This is a genomic window from Pseudomonas sp. IT-347P (assembly GCF_949768005.1).
In the GTDB taxonomy this organism is placed as follows: domain Bacteria; phylum Pseudomonadota; class Gammaproteobacteria; order Pseudomonadales; family Pseudomonadaceae; genus Aquipseudomonas.
Genome location: NZ_CATKPQ010000058.1, coordinates 1 through 19,108 on the forward strand (window position 1 = coordinate 1; position 19,108 = coordinate 19,108).

A 19,108-nucleotide genomic window follows, 5' to 3' on the forward strand; every position below is an offset into this window, starting at 1 on the left:
TCTCTTTTATAGAGTCTGCTTGATGGATTGAAAAAGCCCCCGCTCAGCGGGGGCTTTTTTATTGGGTTGACACCTATCTGGGGCGTCTATAGAATTGCGCCTCCTTTTAACGGGCGTATTGCGCCCGGTGGGAATAGCAGCCGGAGTCTGAAATCCAATGCAAAATCAGCAAATCCGTATCAGGTTGAAGGCTTTCGACCATCGCCTGATCGACCAATCAACCCAGGAAATCGTGGAAACCGCGAAACGTACTGGTGCTCAAGTGCGTGGTCCAATTCCACTGCCTACCCGTAAAGAGCGGTTCACCGTTCTGGTTTCCCCGCACGTCAACAAAGACGCGCGTGACCAGTACGAGATCCGCACTCATAAGCGTGTTCTGGACATCGTCCAGCCAACGGATAAAACCGTTGATGCGCTGATGAAGCTTGATCTTGCGGCCGGTGTGGAAGTGCAGATCAGCCTCGGCTAAGACTCGGTCTTGGTCGTGTAACGCTCTGAAATGGGCGGCCATAGCGGGTGAAAGCCCCGTACACTCATGAGGTTTACAACATGACTATTGGTGTAGTCGGTCGTAAATGCGGTATGACCCGTATTTTCACCGAAGAAGGTGTCTCCATTCCGGTCACGGTCATTGAGATCGAGCCGAATCGCGTCACCCAGTTCAAAACTGAAGAGACCGATGGCTATCGTGCAGTGCAAGTCACTGTCGGCGAGCGTCGTGCTTCGCGTGTAACAGCAGCTCAGGCTGGCCACTTCGCTAAAGCGAACGTTGCCGCTGGTCGCACCACCATGGAATTCCGTCTTGAAGAAGGCGAGTACCAGGCTGGCGATCTGATCAACGCTGAAATCTTCGCCGCTGGCCAACTGGTTGATGTAACCGGTCAGTCCAAGGGTAAAGGCTTCCAGGGTACGATCAAGCGTTGGAATTTCCGCGGGCAAGATAACACCCACGGTAACTCCGTATCCCACCGCGTCCCAGGCTCTATCGGCCAGTGCCAGACTCCTGGTCGTGTATTCAAGGGCAAAAAAATGTCCGGTCATATGGGCGCTGAGCGCGTGACCGTGCAGTCCCTGGAAGTAGTGCGCGTGGACGCTGAACGCAATCTGTTGTTGGTCAAGGGCGCTGTTCCTGGCGCTACTGGCGGCAACCTGGTTGTACGTCCAGCAGCCAAGGCTCGCGGTTAAGGGGAAGCTGACATGCAATTAAATGTAAATGACGCTCAAGCGATCGAAGTTTCCGAACTGACATTTGGCGGCGAATTCAACGAGACGCTGGTTCACCAAGCAGTCGTGGCCTACATGGCCGGCGGCCGTCAAGGTAGCAAGCAGCAGAAGACCCGTTCCGACGTTCGTGGTGGCGGCAAGCGCCCATGGCGTCAGAAAGGTACTGGCCGTGCTCGTGCCGGTACTATCCGTAGCCCAATCTGGCGTGGCGGCGGTACCACTTTCGCAGCTCGTCCACAGGATCACTCCCAGAAGCTGAACAAGAAGATGTATCGCGCAGCAATGCGTTCCATCCTTGCTGAGCTGGTGCGTACTGATCGTCTGGTCGTGGTTCAGGATTTCGCTGTTGAAACTCCGAAAACCAAAGATCTGCTGGGCAAGCTGAACAACATGAGCCTGACCGATGTTCTCATCGTGTCGGACGCTGTTGATCAGAACCTGTACCTGGCTGCTCGTAACCTGCCGCACGTAGATGTACGTGACGTTCAAGGTTCCGATCCAGTTAGTCTGATCGCATACGACAAGGTATTGATCACCGTGTCGGCCGTGAAGAAATTCGAGGAGCTGCTGGGATGAACCAGGAACGCGTATTTAAAGTTCTGCTTGGCCCGCACGTTTCCGAGAAGGCTACGGTTCTGGCAGACAAGAAAGGCCAGTTCGTTTTCAAGGTTGCTACTGACGCAACCAAGCTGGAAATCAAGAAGGCCGTCGAAAGCCTGTTCAGCGTGAAAGTAGAGCGCGTCACTACCCTGAATGTTCTGGGTAAGAGCAAGCGCACTGCTCGCGGTCTGGGCAAGCGTAATGACTGGAAGAAGGCAGTTATCTCCCTTCAGCCAGGCCAAGATCTCGATTTCAGCAGCAGTGCTGAGTAAGGAAGGGGTGCATCATGGCAATCGTTAAATGCAAACCGACTTCCCCTGGCCGCCGTTTTGTGGTCAAGGTGGTCAACCAGGAGCTGCATAAAGGCGCTCCTCACGCACCGCTGCTCGAGAAAAAATCGAAGACTGGTGGTCGTAACAACAATGGCCGTATTACCACTCGTCACATCGGTGGTGGTCACAAGCAGCATTACCGTATGGTCGATTTCCGTCGCAATGACAAAGATGGCATCGTCGCCACTGTCGAGCGTATCGAATACGATCCAAACCGTACTGCTCACATCGCACTGCTCTGCTACGCAGACGGCGAGCGCCGCTACATCATCGCCCCTAAAGGCGTGAGTGCTGGCGACCAGTTGATCGCAGGCGCTCTGGCTCCAATCAAGCCAGGCAACGCTCTGCAACTGCGCAACATTCCAGTCGGTTCTACCGTACACGGCATCGAACTGAAGCCAGGTAAAGGTGCACAGATCGCTCGTTCCGCTGGCGCTTCGGCTCAGCTGATCGCTCGTGAAGGTGTCTACGTGACCCTGCGTCTGCGTTCCGGTGAAATGCGTAAAGTCCTGGCTGAATGCCGTGCGACCCTGGGTGAAGTCTCGAACTCCGAGCACAGCCTGCGTTCGCTGGGTAAAGCTGGTGCCAAACGCTGGCGTGGCGTTCGCCCAACCGTTCGTGGTGTTGCCATGAACCCGGTTGACCACCCACATGGTGGTGGTGAAGGTCGTACCTCTGGTGGTCGTCATCCGGTATCGCCATGGGGCTTCCCGACTAAGGGCGCGAAGACTCGTGGTAATAAGCGTACCGACAAAATGATCGTCCGTCGTCGCAAGTAAATAGAGGGATACGACAGTGCCACGTTCTCTGAAAAAAGGTCCTTTTATTGATCTTCACCTACTGAAGAAGATCGAAGTGGCGGCGGAAAAGAACGATCGCAAACCAATTAAAACCTGGTCGCGTCGTTCGATGATCCTGCCACAAATGGTCGGTCTGACCATCGCAGTACACAACGGTCGTCAGCACGTCCCAGTTCTCGTTAACGAAGACATGGTCGGCCACAAACTGGGCGAGTTCGCCGGTACCCGCAACTATCGCGGGCACGTGGCTGACAAGAAAGCCAAGCGTTAAGGGGTAAGGAAATGGAAGTAGCCGCTAAGTTGTCGGGCGCTCGAATCTCCGCCCAGAAAGCCCGCTTGGTCGCCGACCAGATCCGCGGGAAGAAGGTGGGCGAAGCGCTCAACCTGTTGGCTTTCAGCAGTAAGAAAGCCGCCGAGATCATGAAGAAAGTGCTGGAGTCGGCCGTAGCCAACGCCGAGCATAACGAAGGCGCAGACGTTGATGACCTGAAAGTCAGCACCGTTTTCGTCAACGAAGGGCGTTCGCTGAAGCGCATCATGCCACGTGCCAAAGGCCGTGCTGATCGCATCGTCAAGCGGTCTTGCCATATCACTGTCAAGGTTGCTGACAAGTAACGGAGTCGAAGAGATGGGTCAGAAAGTACATCCCATTGGCATTCGCCTGGGAATCGTCAAGGAGCACACCTCCGTCTGGTACGCAGACGGTCGGACTTATGCGGACTACTTGTTCGCAGATCTGAAAGTGCGTGAGTATCTCCAAGACAAACTAAAAAGCGCGTCCGTAAGCCGTATCGATATCCATCGTCCGGCTCAAACTGCACGCATCACCATCCACACCGCTCGTCCAGGTATCGTTATCGGGAAGAAAGGTGAAGATGTTGAGAAACTGCGTCAGGACCTGACCAAGCAAATGGGTGTGCCTGTGCACATCAATATCGAAGAGATCCGCAAGCCGGAGCTCGACGGTATGCTGGTTGCGCAGAGCGTAGCTCAGCAGCTGGAGCGTCGCGTAATGTTCCGTCGCGCTATGAAGCGCGCAGTACAGAACGCCATGCGCATTGGTGCCAAAGGCATCAAAATCCAAGTGAGCGGTCGTCTCGGCGGTGCTGAAATCGCACGTACTGAATGGTATCGCGAAGGTCGTGTGCCATTGCACACCCTGCGTGCCGACATCGACTATGCCAACTACGAAGCTCACACCACTTACGGTGTGATCGGTGTAAAGGTTTGGATCTTCAAAGGCGAAGTTATTGGTGGTCGCCAAGAAGAACTGAAACCACAAGCACCAGCGCCTCGTAAAAAAGCTGCTAAGTAAGGGGTACGCCAAATGTTGCAACCAAAGCGTACGAAGTTCCGCAAGCAGATGACCGGCCACAACCGTGGTCTGGCACTGCGCGGTAGCAAAGTCAGCTTCGGCGAGTTCGCGCTGAAGTCTGTTGCTCGTGGTCGTCTCACCGCTCGTCAGATCGAGTCAGCGCGTCGTGCTCTGACCCGTCACGTAAAACGTGGCGGCAAGATCTGGATCCGTGTATTCCCGGACAAGCCGATCTCCAAAAAACCTCTCGAGGTTCGTATGGGTAAAGGTAAGGGTAACGTGGAGTACTGGGTTGCCCAGATTCAGCCAGGCAAAGTCCTGTATGAAATCGAGGGTGTTTCTGAAGAGCTGGCGCGTGAGGCTTTCGCCCTGGCTGCTGCAAAGCTGCCGCTCGCCACCTCCTTTGTTAAACGGACGGTGATGTGATGAAAGCGAATGAACTTCGTGAAAAATCCGCACAGCAGCTGAACGAGCAACTGCTCGGCTTGCTGCGCGACCAGTTCAATCTGCGTATGCAGAAAGCAACTGGCCAGTTGGGGCAGTCTCATCTGCTCTCGCAAGTTAAGCGTGACATCGCTCGCGTGAAGACTGTGCTCAACCAGCAGGCAGGTAAGTGATCATGGCTGAAGCCGAAAAAACTGTCCGTACGCTGACTGGCCGTGTTGTCAGCGACAAGATGGACAAAACCATCACCGTTCTGATCGAGCGTCGCGTAAAGCACCCGATCTACGGTAAATACGTTAAGCGTTCGACTAAGCTGCACGCGCACGACGAAACCAATCAGTGCCACATCGGCGACAAAGTCACTATTCGTGAAACTCGTCCGATGGCCAAGACCAAGTCTTGGGCGCTGGTTGATGTTCTCGAACGCGCTGTGGAAGTCTAAGGGCTAGGGGTCGGAGAAATTATATGATTCAGACTCAATCCATGCTCGATGTGGCCGATAACAGCGGCGCTCGCCGTGTTATGTGCATCAAGGTGCTGGGTGGCTCCCATCGTCGTTACGCTGGTATCGGTGACATCATCAAAGTTACCGTCAAGGAAGCGATTCCTCGCGGTAAAGTGAAAAAAGGCCAAGTGATGACTGCTGTTGTAGTCCGCACTCGTCACGGCGTACGTCGTGCTGATGGCTCCATTATCCGCTTTGATGGCAACGCTGCTGTTCTTCTGAACAACAAGCAAGAGCCGATCGGCACCCGTATCTTTGGGCCAGTGACCCGTGAACTTCGTACTGAGAAGTTCATGAAGATCGTCTCGCTCGCCCCAGAAGTGCTGTAAGGAGATCCGACATGCAAAAGATTCGTCGTGACGACGAGATCATCGTGATCGCCGGCAAAGACAAAGGTAAGCGCGGTAAGGTGCTGAAGGTTCTTGCTGACAACCGTCTGGTTGTTGGTGGTCTGAACCTGGTCAAGCGTCATACCAAGCCTAACCCGATGTCGGGCGTACAGGGCGGTATCGTCGAGAAAGAAGCGCCATTGCACGCTTCCAACGTCGCCATCTTCAACGGCGAAACCAACAAGGCTGACCGCGTTGGTTTCAAAGTAGAAGACGGTAAGAAAATTCGTGTCTTCAAGTCGACCCAAAAAGCGGTTGATGCTTGAACACTGCTAGGTAGAAGACCATGGCACGACTAAAAGAGATTTACCGGAAGGAAATCGCTCCGAAACTTAAGGAAGAACTTAAGCTTTCGAACGTGATGGAAGTTCCGCGCGTTACCAAAATCACCCTGAACATGGGTCTGGGCGAAGCGATCGGCGACAAAAAAGTCATCGAGCACGCTGTTGCTGACCTGGAAAAGATCACCGGCCAGAAAGTCGTTGTGACCTACGCTCGTAAATCCATCGCTGGCTTTAAAGTCCGTGAAGGATGGCCGATCGGCGTCAAAGTGACCCTGCGCCGTGAGCGTATGTACGAGTTCCTGGATCGTCTGCTGTCGATCTCCCTGCCTCGGGTTCGCGACTTCCGCGGCCTGAATGCCAAGTCCTTCGATGGTCGTGGCAACTACAGCATGGGCGTGAAAGAGCAGATCATTTTCCCGGAAATCGACTACGACAAGATCGATGCTCTCCGCGGTCTGGACATTACCCTGACCACCACTGCCAAGAACGATGATGAAGGCCGCGCTCTGCTGCGTGCTTTCAAATTCCCGTTCCGCAACTGATTGGAGTAGGAAAATGGCCAAGAAGAGCATGAAAAACCGTGAGCTGAAGCGTCAGCTCACCGTTGCCAAGTACGCCACCAAGCGTGCAGCGCTGAAAGCTATCATCGTCGATCTGAACGCAAGTCCAGAAGCGCGTTGGGAAGCTACCGTAGCTCTGCAGAAGCAACCACGTGACGCAAGCGCTTCGCGCATGCGTAACCGTTGCCGCCTGACTGGTCGTCCGCACGGCGTTTACCGCAAGTTCGGCCTTGGCCGTAACAAGCTGCGTGAAGCTGCAATGCGTGGTGACGTACCAGGTCTGGTTAAAGCCAGCTGGTAATTGCTGTCAAAGTCTCGATGTTCGGGTTCGCAAGAACCTGACCATCGGTGGCCTTGAATCTGAATCAAGCCCCTTTTGGGGCTTGATTCATTTCTGGGGTGTGTCTAGAATGACCGGCTCGCCTGAGCCCGTGTTTTTCACGCCCGGAAGTTCTCGGCGACAAGTAGTAGCCGCAAGGCTAATTTTTCTGTATTAGGAGCGTCTAGCCCATGAGTATGCAGGACCCGTTAGCGGACATGCTAACTCGAATCCGTAATGCCCAGATGGCTGAAAAGTCTGTCGTAAGCATGCCGTCTTCCACGTTGAAGGTGGCTGTAGCAAAAGTCCTGAAGGACGAAGGTTACATCGCGGGTTTTCAGATCACCACCGACGCTAAGCCGTCGTTGTCCATCGAGCTGAAGTACTTCGAAGGCCGTCCGGTTATCGAAGAAGTGAAGCGCGTTAGTCGTCCAGGCCTGCGTCAGTACAAGTCCGTTGAAGATCTGCCGAAAGTTCGTGGCGGTCTTGGCGTGTCTATCGTCTCCACCAACAAAGGTGTGATGACGGATCGTGCTGCGCGCGCTGCCGGTGTCGGCGGCGAAGTTCTTTGCACTGTGTTCTAAGGGGGGATAAGCATGTCTCGCGTCGCTAAGAACCCCGTTAAGCTGCCAGCCGGTGTCGAAGTAAAATTCGCAGGTCAACAGCTTTCGGTGAAGGGTGCCAAGGGTACTCTTGAACTGAACATCCATTCGTCCGTTGAGATCGTTGAAGAAGCTGGTGAGCTGCGTTTCGCTGCTCGCAATGGCGATCAACAAACTCGCGCAATGGCCGGTACCACGCGTGCGTTGGTAAACAACATGGTCCAAGGCGTAAGCCAAGGCTTTGAGCGCAAGCTCCAGCTGGTCGGTGTTGGTTACAAGGCGCAAGCAAAAGGCTCGGTTCTGAACCTGGCCCTTGGCTTCTCGCACCCAGTGGATTACGAACTGCCGGAAGGCATCACCGCTGAGACTCCTAGCCAGACCGATATCCTGATCAAGGGCATCGACAAGCAGCTGGTAGGTCAAGTGGCCGCTGAGATCCGCGACTTCCGTCCACCAGAGCCGTACAAAGGCAAAGGTGTGCGCTACGCGGACGAAGTCGTCCGTCGTAAAGAAGCCAAGAAGAAGTAGGGCATAGCAAATGACCGACAAAAAAGTTACTCGACTGCGTCGCGCTCGCAAAGCACGCCTGAAAATGCACGAACTCGAAGTCGTGCGTCTCTGCGTGTTCCGCTCGTCGCAGCACATCTACGCCCAGGTCATCTCGGCCGACGGCAACAAAGTCCTGGCAAGCGCCTCGACTTTGGATAAAGAACTGCGTGATGGCGCCACTGGCAACATCGACGCGGCCACAAAGGTTGGCCAGCTGGTCGCTACGCGTGCTAAGGCCGCTGGCGTCTCGCAAGTGGCTTTCGACCGCTCTGGCTTCAAGTACCATGGCCGCGTTAAAGCGCTGGCTGATGCTGCTCGTGAAGCTGGGCTGGAGTTCTAAGTTATGTCAAATAACGACCAAAAGCGCGACGAAGGCTACATTGAGAAGCTGGTTCAAGTTAACCGCGTAGCCAAAACCGTTAAAGGCGGCCGTATCTTCACTTTCACCGCGTTGACCGTGGTTGGTGATGGTAAAGGGCGTGTTGGCTTCGGCCGTGGCAAGTCGCGTGAAGTGCCTGCTGCGATCCAGAAGGCAATGGAAGCTGCTCGCCGCAACATGATCCAAGTTGATCTGAACGGCACCACTCTGCAGTACGCAATGAAGTCCGCTCACGGCGCTTCGAAGGTGTACATGCAGCCTGCTTCTGAAGGTACCGGTATCATCGCTGGCGGCGCTATGCGTGCTGTCCTCGAAGTTGCTGGCGTTCAGAACGTTCTGGCCAAGTGCTACGGCTCGACTAACCCGGTAAACGTGGTTCACGCCACTTTCAAAGGTTTGAAAGCTATGCAGTCTCCTGAATCCATTGCCGCCAAGCGTGGCAAAAGCGTCAAGGAGATCTTCTGATCATGGCTACCGTTAAAGTAACGCTGATCAAAAGCATGACCGGCCGCATCCCTAACCACAAACTGTGCGTTAAGGGTCTGGGTCTGCGTCGCATCGGTCACACTGTAGAAGTCCAGGATACTCCCGAGAATCGCGGGATGATCAACAAGGCTTACTACATGCTGCGTGTCGAGGGTTAATCGATGAAACTCAATGATCTGAGTCCAGCGCCGGGTTCCCGTCGCGAAAAGCATCGTCCGGGCCGTGGTATCGGTAGCGGTTTGGGTAAGACTGGTGGCCGTGGTCACAAAGGTCAGACCTCCCGCTCCGGTGGCACCATTGCTCCAGGCTTTGAAGGCGGTCAACAGCCGCTGCATCGTCGCCTGCCGAAGTTCGGTTTCGTTTCCCTGAAAGCCATGGATCGCGCAGAAGTGCGTCTGTCCGAACTGGCCAAAGTGGAAGGCGACATCGTCACCGTGCAGTCCCTGAAAGATGCCAACGTGATCAACGTCAACGTACAGCGTGTGAAAATCATGCTGTCCGGTGAAGTGACTCGCGCTGTCACTATCGGCAAGGGAATCGGCGCCACCAAAGGTGCGCGTGCGGCTATCGAAGCAGCTGGCGGCAAGTTCGAGGAATAAATGGCTAAGCAAGGTGCTCTCTCTGCGCTCGGCAAAGGCGGTATGTCTGAACTCTGGGCTCGTCTGCGTTTTCTGTTCCTGGCGATTATCGTCTACCGAATAGGCGCACACATCCCGGTTCCAGGTATCAACCCGGACCGACTCGCAGACCTGTTTCGACAGAATGAGGGGACCATTCTTAGCTTGTTCAACATGTTCTCCGGCGGCGCGCTGGAACGGATGAGCATCTTTGCACTGGGGATCATGCCGTACATTTCGGCATCGATCATCATGCAACTGATGACCGCCGTCAGCCCGCAGCTGGAGCAGTTGAAGAAGGAAGGTGAAGCTGGCCGTCGCAAGATCAGCCAGTACACCCGCTACGGCACCGTCGTTCTCGCTCTCGTTCAGGCTATTGGCATGTCCATTGGTCTGGCGGGGCAGGGCGTTGCGTTCACTGGTGACTTTGGCTTCCATTTCGTCGCGGTATCCACTTTTGTGGCTGGTGCGATGTTCATGATGTGGCTGGGTGAGCAGATTACTGAGCGTGGTGTAGGCAACGGTATCTCGATGTTGATTTTTTCGGGTATCGTCGCCGGTCTTCCGAGAGCAATCGGGCAGTCTTTCGAGTCTGCGCGTCAGGGTGATATCAACATCTTCGCCTTGGTTGCCATCGGTTTGCTGGCAGTAGCGATTATCGGTTTCGTGGTGTTCATTGAGCGTGGTCAGCGTCGTATCGCTGTTCACTACGCCAAGCGTCAGCAGGGCCGCAAGGTTTTTGCTGCGCAGACTAGCCACCTGCCGTTGAAGGTGAACATGGCCGGTGTTATTCCGGCTATTTTCGCGAGCAGCATTTTGCTGTTCCCGGCTTCGTTGGGTGCCTGGTTCGGTCAGTCTGAAGGTATGGGCTGGTTGCAGGACATCTCGCAGTCGATCGCTCCTGGTCAGCCGTTGAATATTCTGCTGTTTAGTGCAGGGATTATTTTCTTCTGCTTCTTCTATACGGCGTTGATGTTCAATCCGAAAGACGTAGCGGAAAACCTGAAGAAGTCCGGTGCCTTTATTCCGGGCATCCGTCCAGGTGAGCAGTCTGCGCGCTACATTGATGGCGTTCTGACCCGCTTGACCATGTTCGGTGCTCTTTACATGACGGCCGTGTGCCTGTTGCCCCAGTTCCTGGTGGTTGCAGCAAACGTTCCGTTCTACCTTGGCGGGACCTCGTTGCTGATCGTGGTCGTGGTTGTGATGGACTTCATGTCCCAAGTACAATCGCACCTCGTTTCGCACCAGTACGAATCCCTGATGAAGAAAGCCAACCTGAAGGGTTACGGCAGCGGCATGTTGCGCTGAGTACCCATAAGGTTCGAGGAGTTGGTGATGAAAGTTCGTGCATCGGTGAAAAAGCTGTGCCGTAACTGCAAGATTATTCGCCGCGAAGGTGTTGTTCGAGTAATTTGCAGCGCGGAACCGCGTCACAAACAGCGCCAAGGCTGAGTGTGATTGTGCTTCAAGCCCGGTAGCTAGTGCGCTACCGGGTTGATTATTTGTTATTACAGCGATATTATCTCGCGCCCTATTTCTTGGCTTCCGGGGCGTAGGTAGCTGTCAATTGGAGTCCCACTGAATGGCCCGTATTGCAGGCGTTAACATTCCAGATAACAAGCATACTGTTATCTCGCTGACCTACATCTATGGTGTTGGTCGCACTACTGCACAGAAGATCTGTGCAGTGACTGGGGTAAACCCAGCAGCAAAGATCAAAGATCTGAGCGACGAGCAAATTGAACAGCTGCGTGGCGAAGTGGCGAAGTTCACCACTGAAGGTGACCTGCGTCGCGAAATCAACATGAAAATCAAGCGCTTGATGGACCTCGGTTGCTATCGCGGTCTGCGTCATCGTCGTGGTCTGCCAGTACGCGGTCAGCGTACCAAGACCAACGCGCGTACCCGTAAAGGTCCGCGTAAGCCGATCCGCAAGTAATCGCCCCAGCGAATCGACAGGAATTTAATCATGGCAAAACCTGCTGCTCGTCCTCGTAAAAAAGTTAAAAAGACAGTGGTTGATGGCATCGCCCACATCCATGCATCTTTTAACAACACCATCGTGACCATTACCGACCGTCAAGGTAACGCTCTTTCCTGGGCTACCTCCGGTGGTTCGGGTTTCCGCGGTTCCCGCAAGTCCACCCCGTTTGCTGCTCAAGTAGCTGCTGAACGTGCTGGTCAAGCTGCGCTGGAATATGGCCTGAAAAACCTCGACGTTAACGTCAAGGGCCCAGGTCCAGGTCGTGAATCCGCAGTCCGCGCTTTGAACGGCTGTGGCTACAAGATCGCCAGCATCACCGACGTGACGCCAATCCCGCACAACGGGTGCCGTCCGCCGAAGAAGCGCCGCGTGTAATCCAGGAGATTGTAAAGAATGGCTCGTTACATTGGTCCAAAATGCAAACTCGCTCGTCGCGAAGGCACCGATCTCTTCCTGAAGAGCGGCGTGCGCGCGATCGAATCGAAGTGCAACATTGAAGCAGCACCTGGTATCCACGGCCAACGCCGCGGTCGCCAGTCCGATTACGGCACCCAACTGCGTGAAAAGCAGAAGGTCCGTCGTATCTACGGCGTTCTCGAGCGTCAGTTCAGCGGCTACTACAAAGAAGCTGCTGGCAAGAAAGGTGCAACCGGTGAAAACCTGCTGCAACTGCTCGAATGCCGTCTGGACAACGTTGTATACCGTATGGGCTTTGGTTCGACTCGTGCCGAATCCCGTCAGCTGGTATCGCACAAGTCGATCAGCGTCAACGGTCAGACCGTAAACGTTCCGTCGTATCAGGTTCGTGCTGGTGACGTGGTTGCAGTTCGCGAGAAAGCAAAAAACCAACTTCGCATTGTCCAAGCTCTCGATCTGTGTGCCCAACGTGGCCGCGTAGAATGGGTAGAAGTAGACACTGAGAAGAAGTCGGGCGTTTTCAAGAACGTTCCTGCTCGCAGTGATCTGTCCGCCGACATCAACGAAAGCCTGATTGTCGAGCTCTACTCCAAGTAAGGGCTAGAAAATAGGTGCATCCATGCAGATTTCGGTAAATGAGTTCCTGACACCCCGCCACATTGATGTGCAGGTTGTCAGTCCAACCCGCGCCAAGATCACTCTCGAGCCTCTCGAGCGTGGTTTTGGCCACACCCTGGGCAACGCGCTGCGACGCATCCTGTTGTCCTCAATGCCCGGCTGCGCAGTAGTCGAGGCCGAGATTGACGGTGTGCTCCACGAGTACAGCGCCATCGAAGGTGTACAGGAAGACGTAATTGAAATCCTGTTGAACCTTAAAGGTCTGGCCATCAAGCTGCACGGTCGTGACGAAGTTACGCTGACCTTGTCGAAGAAGGGTTCGGGGGTGGTTACCGCTGCCGATATTCAGCTGGATCATGATGTCGAGATCGTTAATCCCGATCACGTAATCGCTAACCTGGCGTCTAACGGCGCCCTGAACATGAAGCTCACCGTAGCTCGTGGTCGTGGTTATGAACCAGCCGACTCGCGTCAGAGCGATGAAGATGAAAGCCGCAGCATCGGTCGCTTGCAGCTTGACTCTTCGTTCAGCCCGGTTCGCCGTATCGCATACGTGGTGGAAAACGCCCGTGTCGAGCAGCGTACCAATCTGGACAAGCTGGTTATTGATCTGGAAACCAACGGTACTCTGGATCCTGAAGAGGCTATTCGCCGCGCTGCAACCATCCTGCAACAGCAGTTGGCTGCGTTCGTCGACCTCAAAGGTGACAGTGAGCCAGTGGTTGTCGAGCAGGAAGACGAGATCGATCCGATCCTGCTTCGCCCGGTTGACGATCTGGAACTGACTGTACGTTCGGCTAACTGCCTTAAGGCGGAAAACATCTACTACATCGGTGACCTGATTCAGCGTACCGAAGTAGAGCTGTTGAAGACTCCGAACCTGGGCAAGAAATCCTTGACTGAAATCAAGGACGTTCTGGCCTCCCGCGGTCTGTCCCTCGGCATGCGCCTCGACAACTGGCCGCCTGCAAGTCTTAAGAAGGACGACAAGGCGACTGCCTGATCGTCGTAATCACCGAACGTAGTGTTTGGTAAGGAATGAACCATGCGTCATCGTAAAAGTGGTCGTCACCTGAGCCGCACCAGCTCGCACCGCAAGGCCATGTTCCAAAACATGGCGGTGTCGCTGTTCGAGCACGAGCTGATCAAAACTACTCTGCCAAAAGCCAAAGAACTGCGCCGCGTTGCCGAGCCGCTGATCACTCTGGCCAAGACAGACAGCCTGGCTAACCGCCGTCTGGCTTTCGACCGTACTCGTTCGAAAGCTATCGTTGGTAAGCTCTTCAACGACCTGGGCAAGCGTTACGCTACCCGTGAGGGTGGCTACCTGCGCATCCTCAAGTGCGGTTTCCGCGCTGGCGACAACGCGCCTATGGCGTACGTCGAGTTGGTTGATCGTGCTACTGCTGGCGAAGCTGTATCCGCCGAGTAAGACGTCAGTCTGAAACAAAGAACCGGGCCTAGTGCCCGGTTTTTTGTGCCCGCAAGAAAATGAGCTGTTCATACAAGCTTCTGACATGTCTCTTTTGTCACTATGTCCCGGGAAACGTAATTAGAAATTATCTATCGATGTGCGCAGGTTAATGAATTTGTTCCTGTCACATGGATGATCAATACTTCCCACCAAGCCGATTAGCCGGCAGTTTCAAGACCGACAGAGGAAGAAGACCGTATGAGCCAGTTGAAAACACTTACGACCGCCAGTGGCGCACCTGTTGCCGATAACCAGAATTCTCGCTCCGCCGGCCCGCGTGGCCCGTTATTGCTCGACGACTTTCATCTGATCGAGAAGCTTGCCCACTTCAACCGTGAGAACATCCCTGAGCGCCGTGTTCATGCCAAAGGCTCGGGAGCTTACGGCACGTTCACCGTCACCCGCGATATCACTGAATACACCAGCGCCAAGCTGTTTGAATCTGTGGGCAAACAAACCCCGACCTTTTTGCGATTCTCTACTGTCGGTGGTGAACGCGGTTCTGCCGACACCGAGCGCGATCCACGTGGTTTTGCTTTGAAGTTCTATACCGAAGAAGGTAACTGGGACATTGTTGGCAACAACACGCCAGTGTTCTTCATCCGCGATCCACTGAAATTCCCTGACTTTATTCACACTCAAAAACGCCTGCCGCAAAGCAATCTGAAAAGCGCGCAGATGATGTGGGACTTCTGGTCGCATTCGCCGGAAGCGCTGCACCAAGTCACCATTTTGTTCTCCGATCGTGGCATTCCTGATGGTTACCGTCACATGCACGGGTTCGGCAGCCATACCTACAGCCTGATCAGCGCTAAAGGTGAGCGTCACTGGGTGAAATGGCACTACAAGACCAAACAAGGCATCAAGAATCTGGCTCCTGCGGATGCTGCACGGTTAGCGGGCACTGATCCAGATTACGCCCAGCGCGACCTGTTCGAAGCCATCGAGCGCGGTGATTTCCCGAAATGGCGTGTGTGCATTCAGATCATGACTGAAGCCCAGGCGGCGGCGCACTACGAGAATCCTTTCGATGTCACCAAAACCTGGTCGCAGAAAGAATTCCCGCTGATCGAAGTGGGCGAACTGGAGCTGAACCGCAATCCGCAAAACTACTTCGCTGAAGTCGAGCAGGCGGCGTTCGGTCCAAGCAACATGGTGCCGGGTGTTGGTCTGTCGCCGGATCGCATGCTGCAAGGTCGTGTGTTCGCTTACGCCGATGCTCATCGTTATCGCGTTGGCACCAATCACCAGCAATTGCCGGTGAATGCTCCACGCAGTCCGGTGAACACCTACCAGCGTGATGGCTCGATGGCGTTCGGCAGCAACGGTGGTGCAGCGCCTAACTACGAACCGAACAGCTACACCGAAGCGCCGAAACAAGCTCCGCGTTACGCAGAACCTGCACTGGCCTTGAGCGGTGCTGCCGATCGCTACGATCACCGTGAAGATACCGATTACTACAGCCACGCCGGTGCGCTGTTCCGTCTGATGAGCGACGATCAGAAAGCTTTGTTGGTCAGCAATATCGCCGGTGCCATGAACGGTGTTTCACCAGATGTAGTTGATCGTCAGTTGCAGCATTTCTACAAAGCCGATCCGGCGTATGGAGAAGCAATCGCAAAGCTGCTCAACGTACAGCTTAACGAAGTCTAAACGAGAAGCAGAACCGCCCTCATCTGGGCGGTTTTTGCGTTATTTAGGCTGCTTTTCTAAGAATATCTTCGCTTTTATTGCGCGAATCGGGTGACCTTCCGGTCAGCTTGGTTCAAACTACAGACTTTCAAGTAGGGAGATGTAGGGCGATGCAAGGCCACCCAGACGTAATCGATTACCTCAACACGTTGCTGACCGGCGAACTGGCCGCGCGTGACCAATATTTCGTTCATTCGCGGATGTATGAGGACTGGGGGTTCACCAAGCTCTACGAGCGAATCAACCACGAAATGGAAGAAGAAGCCGGGCACGCTGATGCGTTGATGCGCCGGATTCTGATGCTCGAAGGTACGCCGCGCATGCGTCCGGATGATCTGGATGTCGGCACCACTGTGCCGGAGATGCTTGAAGCGGATCTGCGTCTTGAATATAAAGTCCGTGCCGCCCTGTGCAAAGGCATCGAGCTGTGCGAACAACACAAAGACTATGTCAGCCGTGAGATCCTGCGGGTTCAACTCAACGATACCGAAGAAGATCACACCTACTGGCTGGAGAAACAGTTGGGCCTGATCAAGCTGATCGGTCTCGAGAACTACCTGCAATCCCACACGTCCTGATTGCAATCGATACAAAAAAAGCCCCTGTCACTGATCAAAGTGACAGGGGCTTTTTCATGCCTGGCGGTTAAGCCCGATCACGGATCAGCAGCGGCTTGAGGTAATGACCGGTATGGGATTGCTTCATCTCGGCGACATCCTCAGGCGTGCCCGTGGCAATGATCTGCCCGCCTTTTGAACCACCCTCGGGCCCGAGATCGACCAGCCAGTCGGCTGTCTTGATCACGTCGAGGTTGTGTTCGATCACCACCACGGTGTTGCCGTGATCGCGCAGGCGATGCAGTACATCGAGCAATTGCTGGATATCCGCGAAGTGCAAACCGGTGGTCGGCTCATCGAGGATGTACAGCGTTTTGCCGGTGTCGCGCTTCGACAACTCGCGAGACAGCTTGACGCGCTGCGCCTCGCCACCGGACAACGTCGTCGCCGACTGCCCGAGTTTGATGTACGACAGGCCGACATCCATCAGCGTTTGCAGCTTGCGCGCGAGTGCCGGCACGGCGTCGAAGAACTCCCGGGCTTCCTCGATGGTCATCTCGAGGGTTTCGTGGATGTTCTTGCCCTTGTATTTGATCTCAAGGGTCTCGCGGTTGTAGCGCTTGCTCTTGCACACGTCGCACGGCACGTAGATGTCCGGCAGGAAGTGCATTTCCACCTTGATCAGGCCGTCACCCTGACACGCTTCGCAGCGGCCACCCTTGACGTTGAACGAAAAACGTCCAGGGCCATAACCACGGGAGCGTGACTCGGGCACGCCGGCGAACAGTTCGCGGATCGGGGTGAACAGGCCGGTATAGGTTGCAGGGTTGGAGCGCGGTGTGCGACCGATCGGGCTCTGGTCGATGTCGACCACCTTGTCGAGATGCTCCAGGCCTTTGATGCTGTCGTGCGCTGCCGCTTCCAGAGTGGTCGCGCCGTTGAGGGCTGTGGCGCTCAGCGGGAACAGGGTGTTGTTGATCAGCGTCGACTTGCCCGAGCCGGACACGCCGGTCACGCACGTCAGCAATCCAATCGGGATGTCCAGATCGACATTGCGCAGGTTGTTGCCGCGCGCCCCTTTTAGCGACAGATTCAGCTTCTTGTTACGTGGCGTACGTTTGGCCGGCACTTCAATCTTCACGCGGCCCGACAGGTATTTACCGGTCAGGGAATCCGGGTGCGCCATGACTTCCGCCGGCGTGCCCTCAGCCACGATCTGCCCGCCATGCACACCGGCGCCCGGGCCGATATCCACCACGTAGTCGGCCAGGCGGATCGCGTCTTCGTCGTGCTCGACCACGATTACCGTGTTGCCGATGTCGCGCAGGTGCTTGAGGGTGCCAAGCAGTCGATCGTTATCGCGTTGGTGCAAGCCGATGGACGGTTCGTCGAGGATGTAAAGAACGCCGACGAGACCGGCACCGATCTGGCTGGCCAGACGAATTCGTTGCGCCTCGCCGCCGGACAGCGTGTCGGCGCTGCGGTCCAGCGACAGATAGTCGAGACCGACGTTGACGAGGAACTGCAAACGCTCGCGAATCTCCTTGAGGATCTTGTCAGCGATCTCGCCACGGCGGCCAGTCATCTTCAGCTTGCCGAAGTATTCGCAGGCATCGCCGATCGGCAGGTTGGTCACTGCCGGCAAAGTCTTCTCGCCAACCCAGACATGCCGCGCCTCACGGCGCAGGCGCGTGCCGCGGCAGTCCGGGCAAGCCTGATGGCTGAGGAATTTGGCCAGTTCTTCACGCACGCTCGCCGATTCGGTCTCGCGGTAGCGACGCTCAAGGTTCGGCACGATGCCTTCGAACGGGTGCGAACGTTTGACAATATCGCCACGGTCGTTCAGGTATTTGAAGTCGACATTCTGTGAACCGCTGCCATGCAGGATCTGTTTCTGCTGTTCGGCGGTCAGTTCATTGAAAGGTTTTTCCAGGCTGAACTTGTAGTGCGAAGCCAGCGAACCGAGCATCTGGAAGTAATAGACGTTGCGCCGGTCCCAGCCGCGTATCGCGCCCTCGGCCAGAGTCAGGTCGCCGTTGACCAGTCGCTTGATGTCGAAGAACTGCTTCACCCCCAGGCCATCGCACGTCGGGCAAGCGCCGGCCGGGTTGTTGAAGGAAAACAGCTTCGGTTCCAGTTCGCTGATCGCGTGGCCACAGATCGGGCAGGCGAAGCGCGCGGAGAAGATCATCTCTTCGCCCGGCTCGTCGTCCATCGGTGCGACCAGGGCGATGCCGTCCGCCAGTTTCAGTGCGGTCTCGAAGGATTCGGCCAGGCGTTGCTGCAGATCGGCGCGAACCTTGAAGCGGTCGACAATCACATCGATCGAATGCTTCTTCTGTTTATCCAGCTTCGGCAGCTCATCGAGCTCGCAGATCCGCCCGTTAACCCGGGCACGAACGAAACCCTGGGCGCGCAGTTCTTCGAAGACCGAAAGGTGCTCGCCTTTTCGCTCGCGGATCACCGGCGCCAGCAGCATCAATTTGCTGCCTTCCGGCTGCGCCAGTACCAGGTCAACCATCTGGCTGACGGTCTGCGCCTCCAGCGGAATGTCGTGATCCGGGCAACGCGGCGTACCCACGCGGGCATAAAGCAGGCGCAGGTAGTCGTAGATTTCGGTGATGGTGCCGACCGTGGAGCGCGGGTTGTGCGAGGTCGACTTCTGTTCAATGGAGATCGCCGGCGACAGGCCTTCGATGGTGTCGACGTCGGGTTTTTCCATCATCGACAGGAACTGTCGGGCGTAGGCCGACAGCGATTCGACATAGCGGCGCTGACCTTCGGCATACAACGTATCGAAGGCCAGGGACGACTTGCCGGATCCGGACAGGCCGGTGATGACGATCAGCTTGTCCCGTGGCAGGGTCAGGTCGATGTTCTTCAGGTTGTGGGTACGGGCCCCACGTATCAGGATCTTGTCCAAAGTGGCCTCGCTCGGCGGGCGTCGAAAACGTAGGA

General features: G+C 55.5%; 31 protein-coding genes. 30 read left to right on the plus strand and 1 reads right to left on the minus strand.

Going from position 1 to position 19,108, the window contains the following annotated elements:
- The first annotated feature begins 157 nt into the window (after positions 1-157).
- The 30 genes from rpsJ (at position 158) to bfr (ending at position 16,171) form a co-directional block, all read left to right on the plus strand.
- A complete protein-coding gene (gene rpsJ, locus ACM6IV_RS24175) occupies positions 158-469 on the plus strand; it encodes a 30S ribosomal protein S10 (RefSeq protein WP_003186070.1) in 312 nt (103 codons plus the stop codon).
- An 80-nt stretch (positions 470-549) separates the two neighbouring features.
- Positions 550-1,185: a 50S ribosomal protein L3 gene (rplC, locus tag ACM6IV_RS24180; RefSeq protein ID WP_003228738.1), complete on the plus strand. Its 636-nt coding sequence runs from the start codon at positions 550-552 to the stop codon at positions 1,183-1,185.
- A 12-nt stretch (positions 1,186-1,197) separates the two neighbouring features.
- Entirely contained in the window at positions 1,198-1,800 is a 603-nt protein-coding gene (gene rplD / locus ACM6IV_RS24185) for a 50S ribosomal protein L4 (protein ID WP_003228735.1), read from the plus strand.
- Positions 1,797-2,096 carry a 50S ribosomal protein L23 gene (rplW, locus tag ACM6IV_RS24190; RefSeq protein WP_002555488.1) on the plus strand — a complete coding sequence of 100 codons (300 nt, stop codon included), beginning with the start codon at positions 1,797-1,799 and terminating at the stop codon, positions 2,094-2,096. Before rplD ends, rplW begins: the two co-directional genes overlap by 4 nt.
- 14 nt (positions 2,097-2,110) lie before the next feature.
- Positions 2,111-2,935 carry a 50S ribosomal protein L2 gene (gene rplB, locus ACM6IV_RS24195; protein ID WP_003228734.1) on the plus strand — a complete coding sequence of 275 codons (825 nt, stop codon included), beginning with the start codon at positions 2,111-2,113 and terminating at the stop codon, positions 2,933-2,935.
- A gap of 16 nt (positions 2,936-2,951) precedes the next feature.
- Entirely contained in the window at positions 2,952-3,227 is a 276-nt protein-coding gene (gene rpsS / locus ACM6IV_RS24200) for a 30S ribosomal protein S19 (RefSeq protein WP_011336172.1), read from the plus strand.
- Between the two features lie 11 nt (positions 3,228-3,238).
- Positions 3,239-3,571 carry a 50S ribosomal protein L22 gene (rplV, locus tag ACM6IV_RS24205; RefSeq protein WP_003103908.1) on the plus strand — a complete coding sequence of 111 codons (333 nt, stop codon included), beginning with the start codon at positions 3,239-3,241 and terminating at the stop codon, positions 3,569-3,571.
- 13 nt (positions 3,572-3,584) lie between these two features.
- A complete protein-coding gene (gene rpsC, locus ACM6IV_RS24210; RefSeq protein ID WP_003176422.1) occupies positions 3,585-4,271 on the plus strand; it encodes a 30S ribosomal protein S3 in 687 nt (228 codons plus the stop codon).
- A gap of 12 nt (positions 4,272-4,283) precedes the next feature.
- Positions 4,284-4,697: a 50S ribosomal protein L16 gene (gene rplP, locus ACM6IV_RS24215; RefSeq protein ID WP_003228729.1), complete on the plus strand. Its 414-nt coding sequence runs from the start codon at positions 4,284-4,286 to the stop codon at positions 4,695-4,697.
- On the plus strand, positions 4,697-4,888 hold the full coding sequence (gene rpmC / locus ACM6IV_RS24220; protein WP_002555481.1) for a 50S ribosomal protein L29: 192 nt from the start codon (positions 4,697-4,699) through the stop codon (positions 4,886-4,888). The genes rplP and rpmC overlap by 1 nt, the downstream gene beginning before the upstream one ends.
- Positions 4,889-4,890: 2 nt before the next feature.
- Positions 4,891-5,157, plus strand: a complete 267-nt coding sequence (rpsQ, locus tag ACM6IV_RS24225) for a 30S ribosomal protein S17 (protein ID WP_003194644.1) — start codon at positions 4,891-4,893, stop codon at positions 5,155-5,157.
- Between the two features lie 23 nt (positions 5,158-5,180).
- The gene (gene rplN, locus ACM6IV_RS24230; RefSeq protein WP_002555479.1) at positions 5,181-5,549 is read left to right on the plus strand and encodes a 50S ribosomal protein L14; all 369 of its coding nucleotides are present in this window, start codon (positions 5,181-5,183) and stop codon (positions 5,547-5,549) included.
- Positions 5,550-5,560: 11 nt separating this feature from the next.
- A complete protein-coding gene (rplX, locus tag ACM6IV_RS24235; protein ID WP_003186046.1) occupies positions 5,561-5,875 on the plus strand; it encodes a 50S ribosomal protein L24 in 315 nt (104 codons plus the stop codon).
- 20 nt (positions 5,876-5,895) lie between these two features.
- On the plus strand, positions 5,896-6,435 hold the full coding sequence (gene rplE, locus ACM6IV_RS24240) for a 50S ribosomal protein L5 (protein WP_003210069.1): 540 nt from the start codon (positions 5,896-5,898) through the stop codon (positions 6,433-6,435).
- 13 nt (positions 6,436-6,448) lie between these two features.
- The gene (gene rpsN / locus ACM6IV_RS24245; RefSeq protein ID WP_003228726.1) at positions 6,449-6,754 is read left to right on the plus strand and encodes a 30S ribosomal protein S14; all 306 of its coding nucleotides are present in this window, start codon (positions 6,449-6,451) and stop codon (positions 6,752-6,754) included.
- A 209-nt stretch (positions 6,755-6,963) separates the two neighbouring features.
- A complete protein-coding gene (gene rpsH / locus ACM6IV_RS24250; RefSeq protein WP_007955638.1) occupies positions 6,964-7,356 on the plus strand; it encodes a 30S ribosomal protein S8 in 393 nt (130 codons plus the stop codon).
- A 12-nt stretch (positions 7,357-7,368) separates the two neighbouring features.
- The gene (gene rplF / locus ACM6IV_RS24255) at positions 7,369-7,902 is read left to right on the plus strand and encodes a 50S ribosomal protein L6 (RefSeq protein WP_024077677.1); all 534 of its coding nucleotides are present in this window, start codon (positions 7,369-7,371) and stop codon (positions 7,900-7,902) included.
- Between the two features lie 10 nt (positions 7,903-7,912).
- Entirely contained in the window at positions 7,913-8,263 is a 351-nt protein-coding gene (gene rplR / locus ACM6IV_RS24260) for a 50S ribosomal protein L18 (protein ID WP_003186037.1), read from the plus strand.
- A 3-nt stretch (positions 8,264-8,266) separates the two neighbouring features.
- The gene (gene rpsE / locus ACM6IV_RS24265; protein ID WP_003186035.1) at positions 8,267-8,767 is read left to right on the plus strand and encodes a 30S ribosomal protein S5; all 501 of its coding nucleotides are present in this window, start codon (positions 8,267-8,269) and stop codon (positions 8,765-8,767) included.
- Positions 8,768-8,769: 2 nt separating this feature from the next.
- The gene (gene rpmD / locus ACM6IV_RS24270; protein WP_003176408.1) at positions 8,770-8,946 is read left to right on the plus strand and encodes a 50S ribosomal protein L30; all 177 of its coding nucleotides are present in this window, start codon (positions 8,770-8,772) and stop codon (positions 8,944-8,946) included.
- 3 nt (positions 8,947-8,949) lie between these two features.
- Positions 8,950-9,387: a 50S ribosomal protein L15 gene (gene rplO / locus ACM6IV_RS24275; protein ID WP_003228720.1), complete on the plus strand. Its 438-nt coding sequence runs from the start codon at positions 8,950-8,952 to the stop codon at positions 9,385-9,387.
- Positions 9,388-10,716, plus strand: a complete 1,329-nt coding sequence (secY, locus tag ACM6IV_RS24280) for a preprotein translocase subunit SecY (RefSeq protein WP_003228718.1) — start codon at positions 9,388-9,390, stop codon at positions 10,714-10,716.
- Between the two features lie 27 nt (positions 10,717-10,743).
- A complete protein-coding gene (gene rpmJ, locus ACM6IV_RS24285) occupies positions 10,744-10,860 on the plus strand; it encodes a 50S ribosomal protein L36 (protein ID WP_002555468.1) in 117 nt (38 codons plus the stop codon).
- A 130-nt stretch (positions 10,861-10,990) separates the two neighbouring features.
- Positions 10,991-11,347, plus strand: coding sequence for a 30S ribosomal protein S13 (gene rpsM, locus ACM6IV_RS24290; RefSeq protein WP_003186020.1), 357 nt, complete (start codon positions 10,991-10,993; stop codon positions 11,345-11,347).
- A gap of 30 nt (positions 11,348-11,377) precedes the next feature.
- Positions 11,378-11,767: a 30S ribosomal protein S11 gene (gene rpsK, locus ACM6IV_RS24295; protein ID WP_002555466.1), complete on the plus strand. Its 390-nt coding sequence runs from the start codon at positions 11,378-11,380 to the stop codon at positions 11,765-11,767.
- 18 nt (positions 11,768-11,785) lie between these two features.
- Positions 11,786-12,406 carry a 30S ribosomal protein S4 gene (rpsD, locus tag ACM6IV_RS24300; RefSeq protein WP_003176404.1) on the plus strand — a complete coding sequence of 207 codons (621 nt, stop codon included), beginning with the start codon at positions 11,786-11,788 and terminating at the stop codon, positions 12,404-12,406.
- A 22-nt stretch (positions 12,407-12,428) separates the two neighbouring features.
- The gene (locus ACM6IV_RS24305) at positions 12,429-13,430 is read left to right on the plus strand and encodes a DNA-directed RNA polymerase subunit alpha (protein WP_003186012.1); all 1,002 of its coding nucleotides are present in this window, start codon (positions 12,429-12,431) and stop codon (positions 13,428-13,430) included.
- 42 nt (positions 13,431-13,472) lie between these two features.
- Positions 13,473-13,859, plus strand: a complete 387-nt coding sequence (gene rplQ, locus ACM6IV_RS24310) for a 50S ribosomal protein L17 (RefSeq protein ID WP_003176402.1) — start codon at positions 13,473-13,475, stop codon at positions 13,857-13,859.
- A gap of 240 nt (positions 13,860-14,099) precedes the next feature.
- A complete protein-coding gene (locus ACM6IV_RS24315; RefSeq protein WP_414871971.1) occupies positions 14,100-15,554 on the plus strand; it encodes a catalase in 1,455 nt (484 codons plus the stop codon).
- 149 nt (positions 15,555-15,703) lie between these two features.
- Complete coding sequence (bfr, locus tag ACM6IV_RS24320; RefSeq protein WP_007918444.1) at positions 15,704-16,171, plus strand: bacterioferritin; 468 nt, start codon at positions 15,704-15,706, stop codon at positions 16,169-16,171.
- Positions 16,172-16,238: 67 nt separating this feature from the next.
- Here bfr and uvrA read toward each other — a convergent pair whose 3' ends face one another.
- Positions 16,239-19,073 carry an excinuclease ABC subunit UvrA gene (uvrA, locus tag ACM6IV_RS24325; protein ID WP_414871972.1) on the minus strand — a complete coding sequence of 945 codons (2,835 nt, stop codon included), beginning with the start codon at positions 19,071-19,073 and terminating at the stop codon, positions 16,239-16,241.
- Between the last annotated feature and the right edge of the window lie 35 nt (positions 19,074-19,108).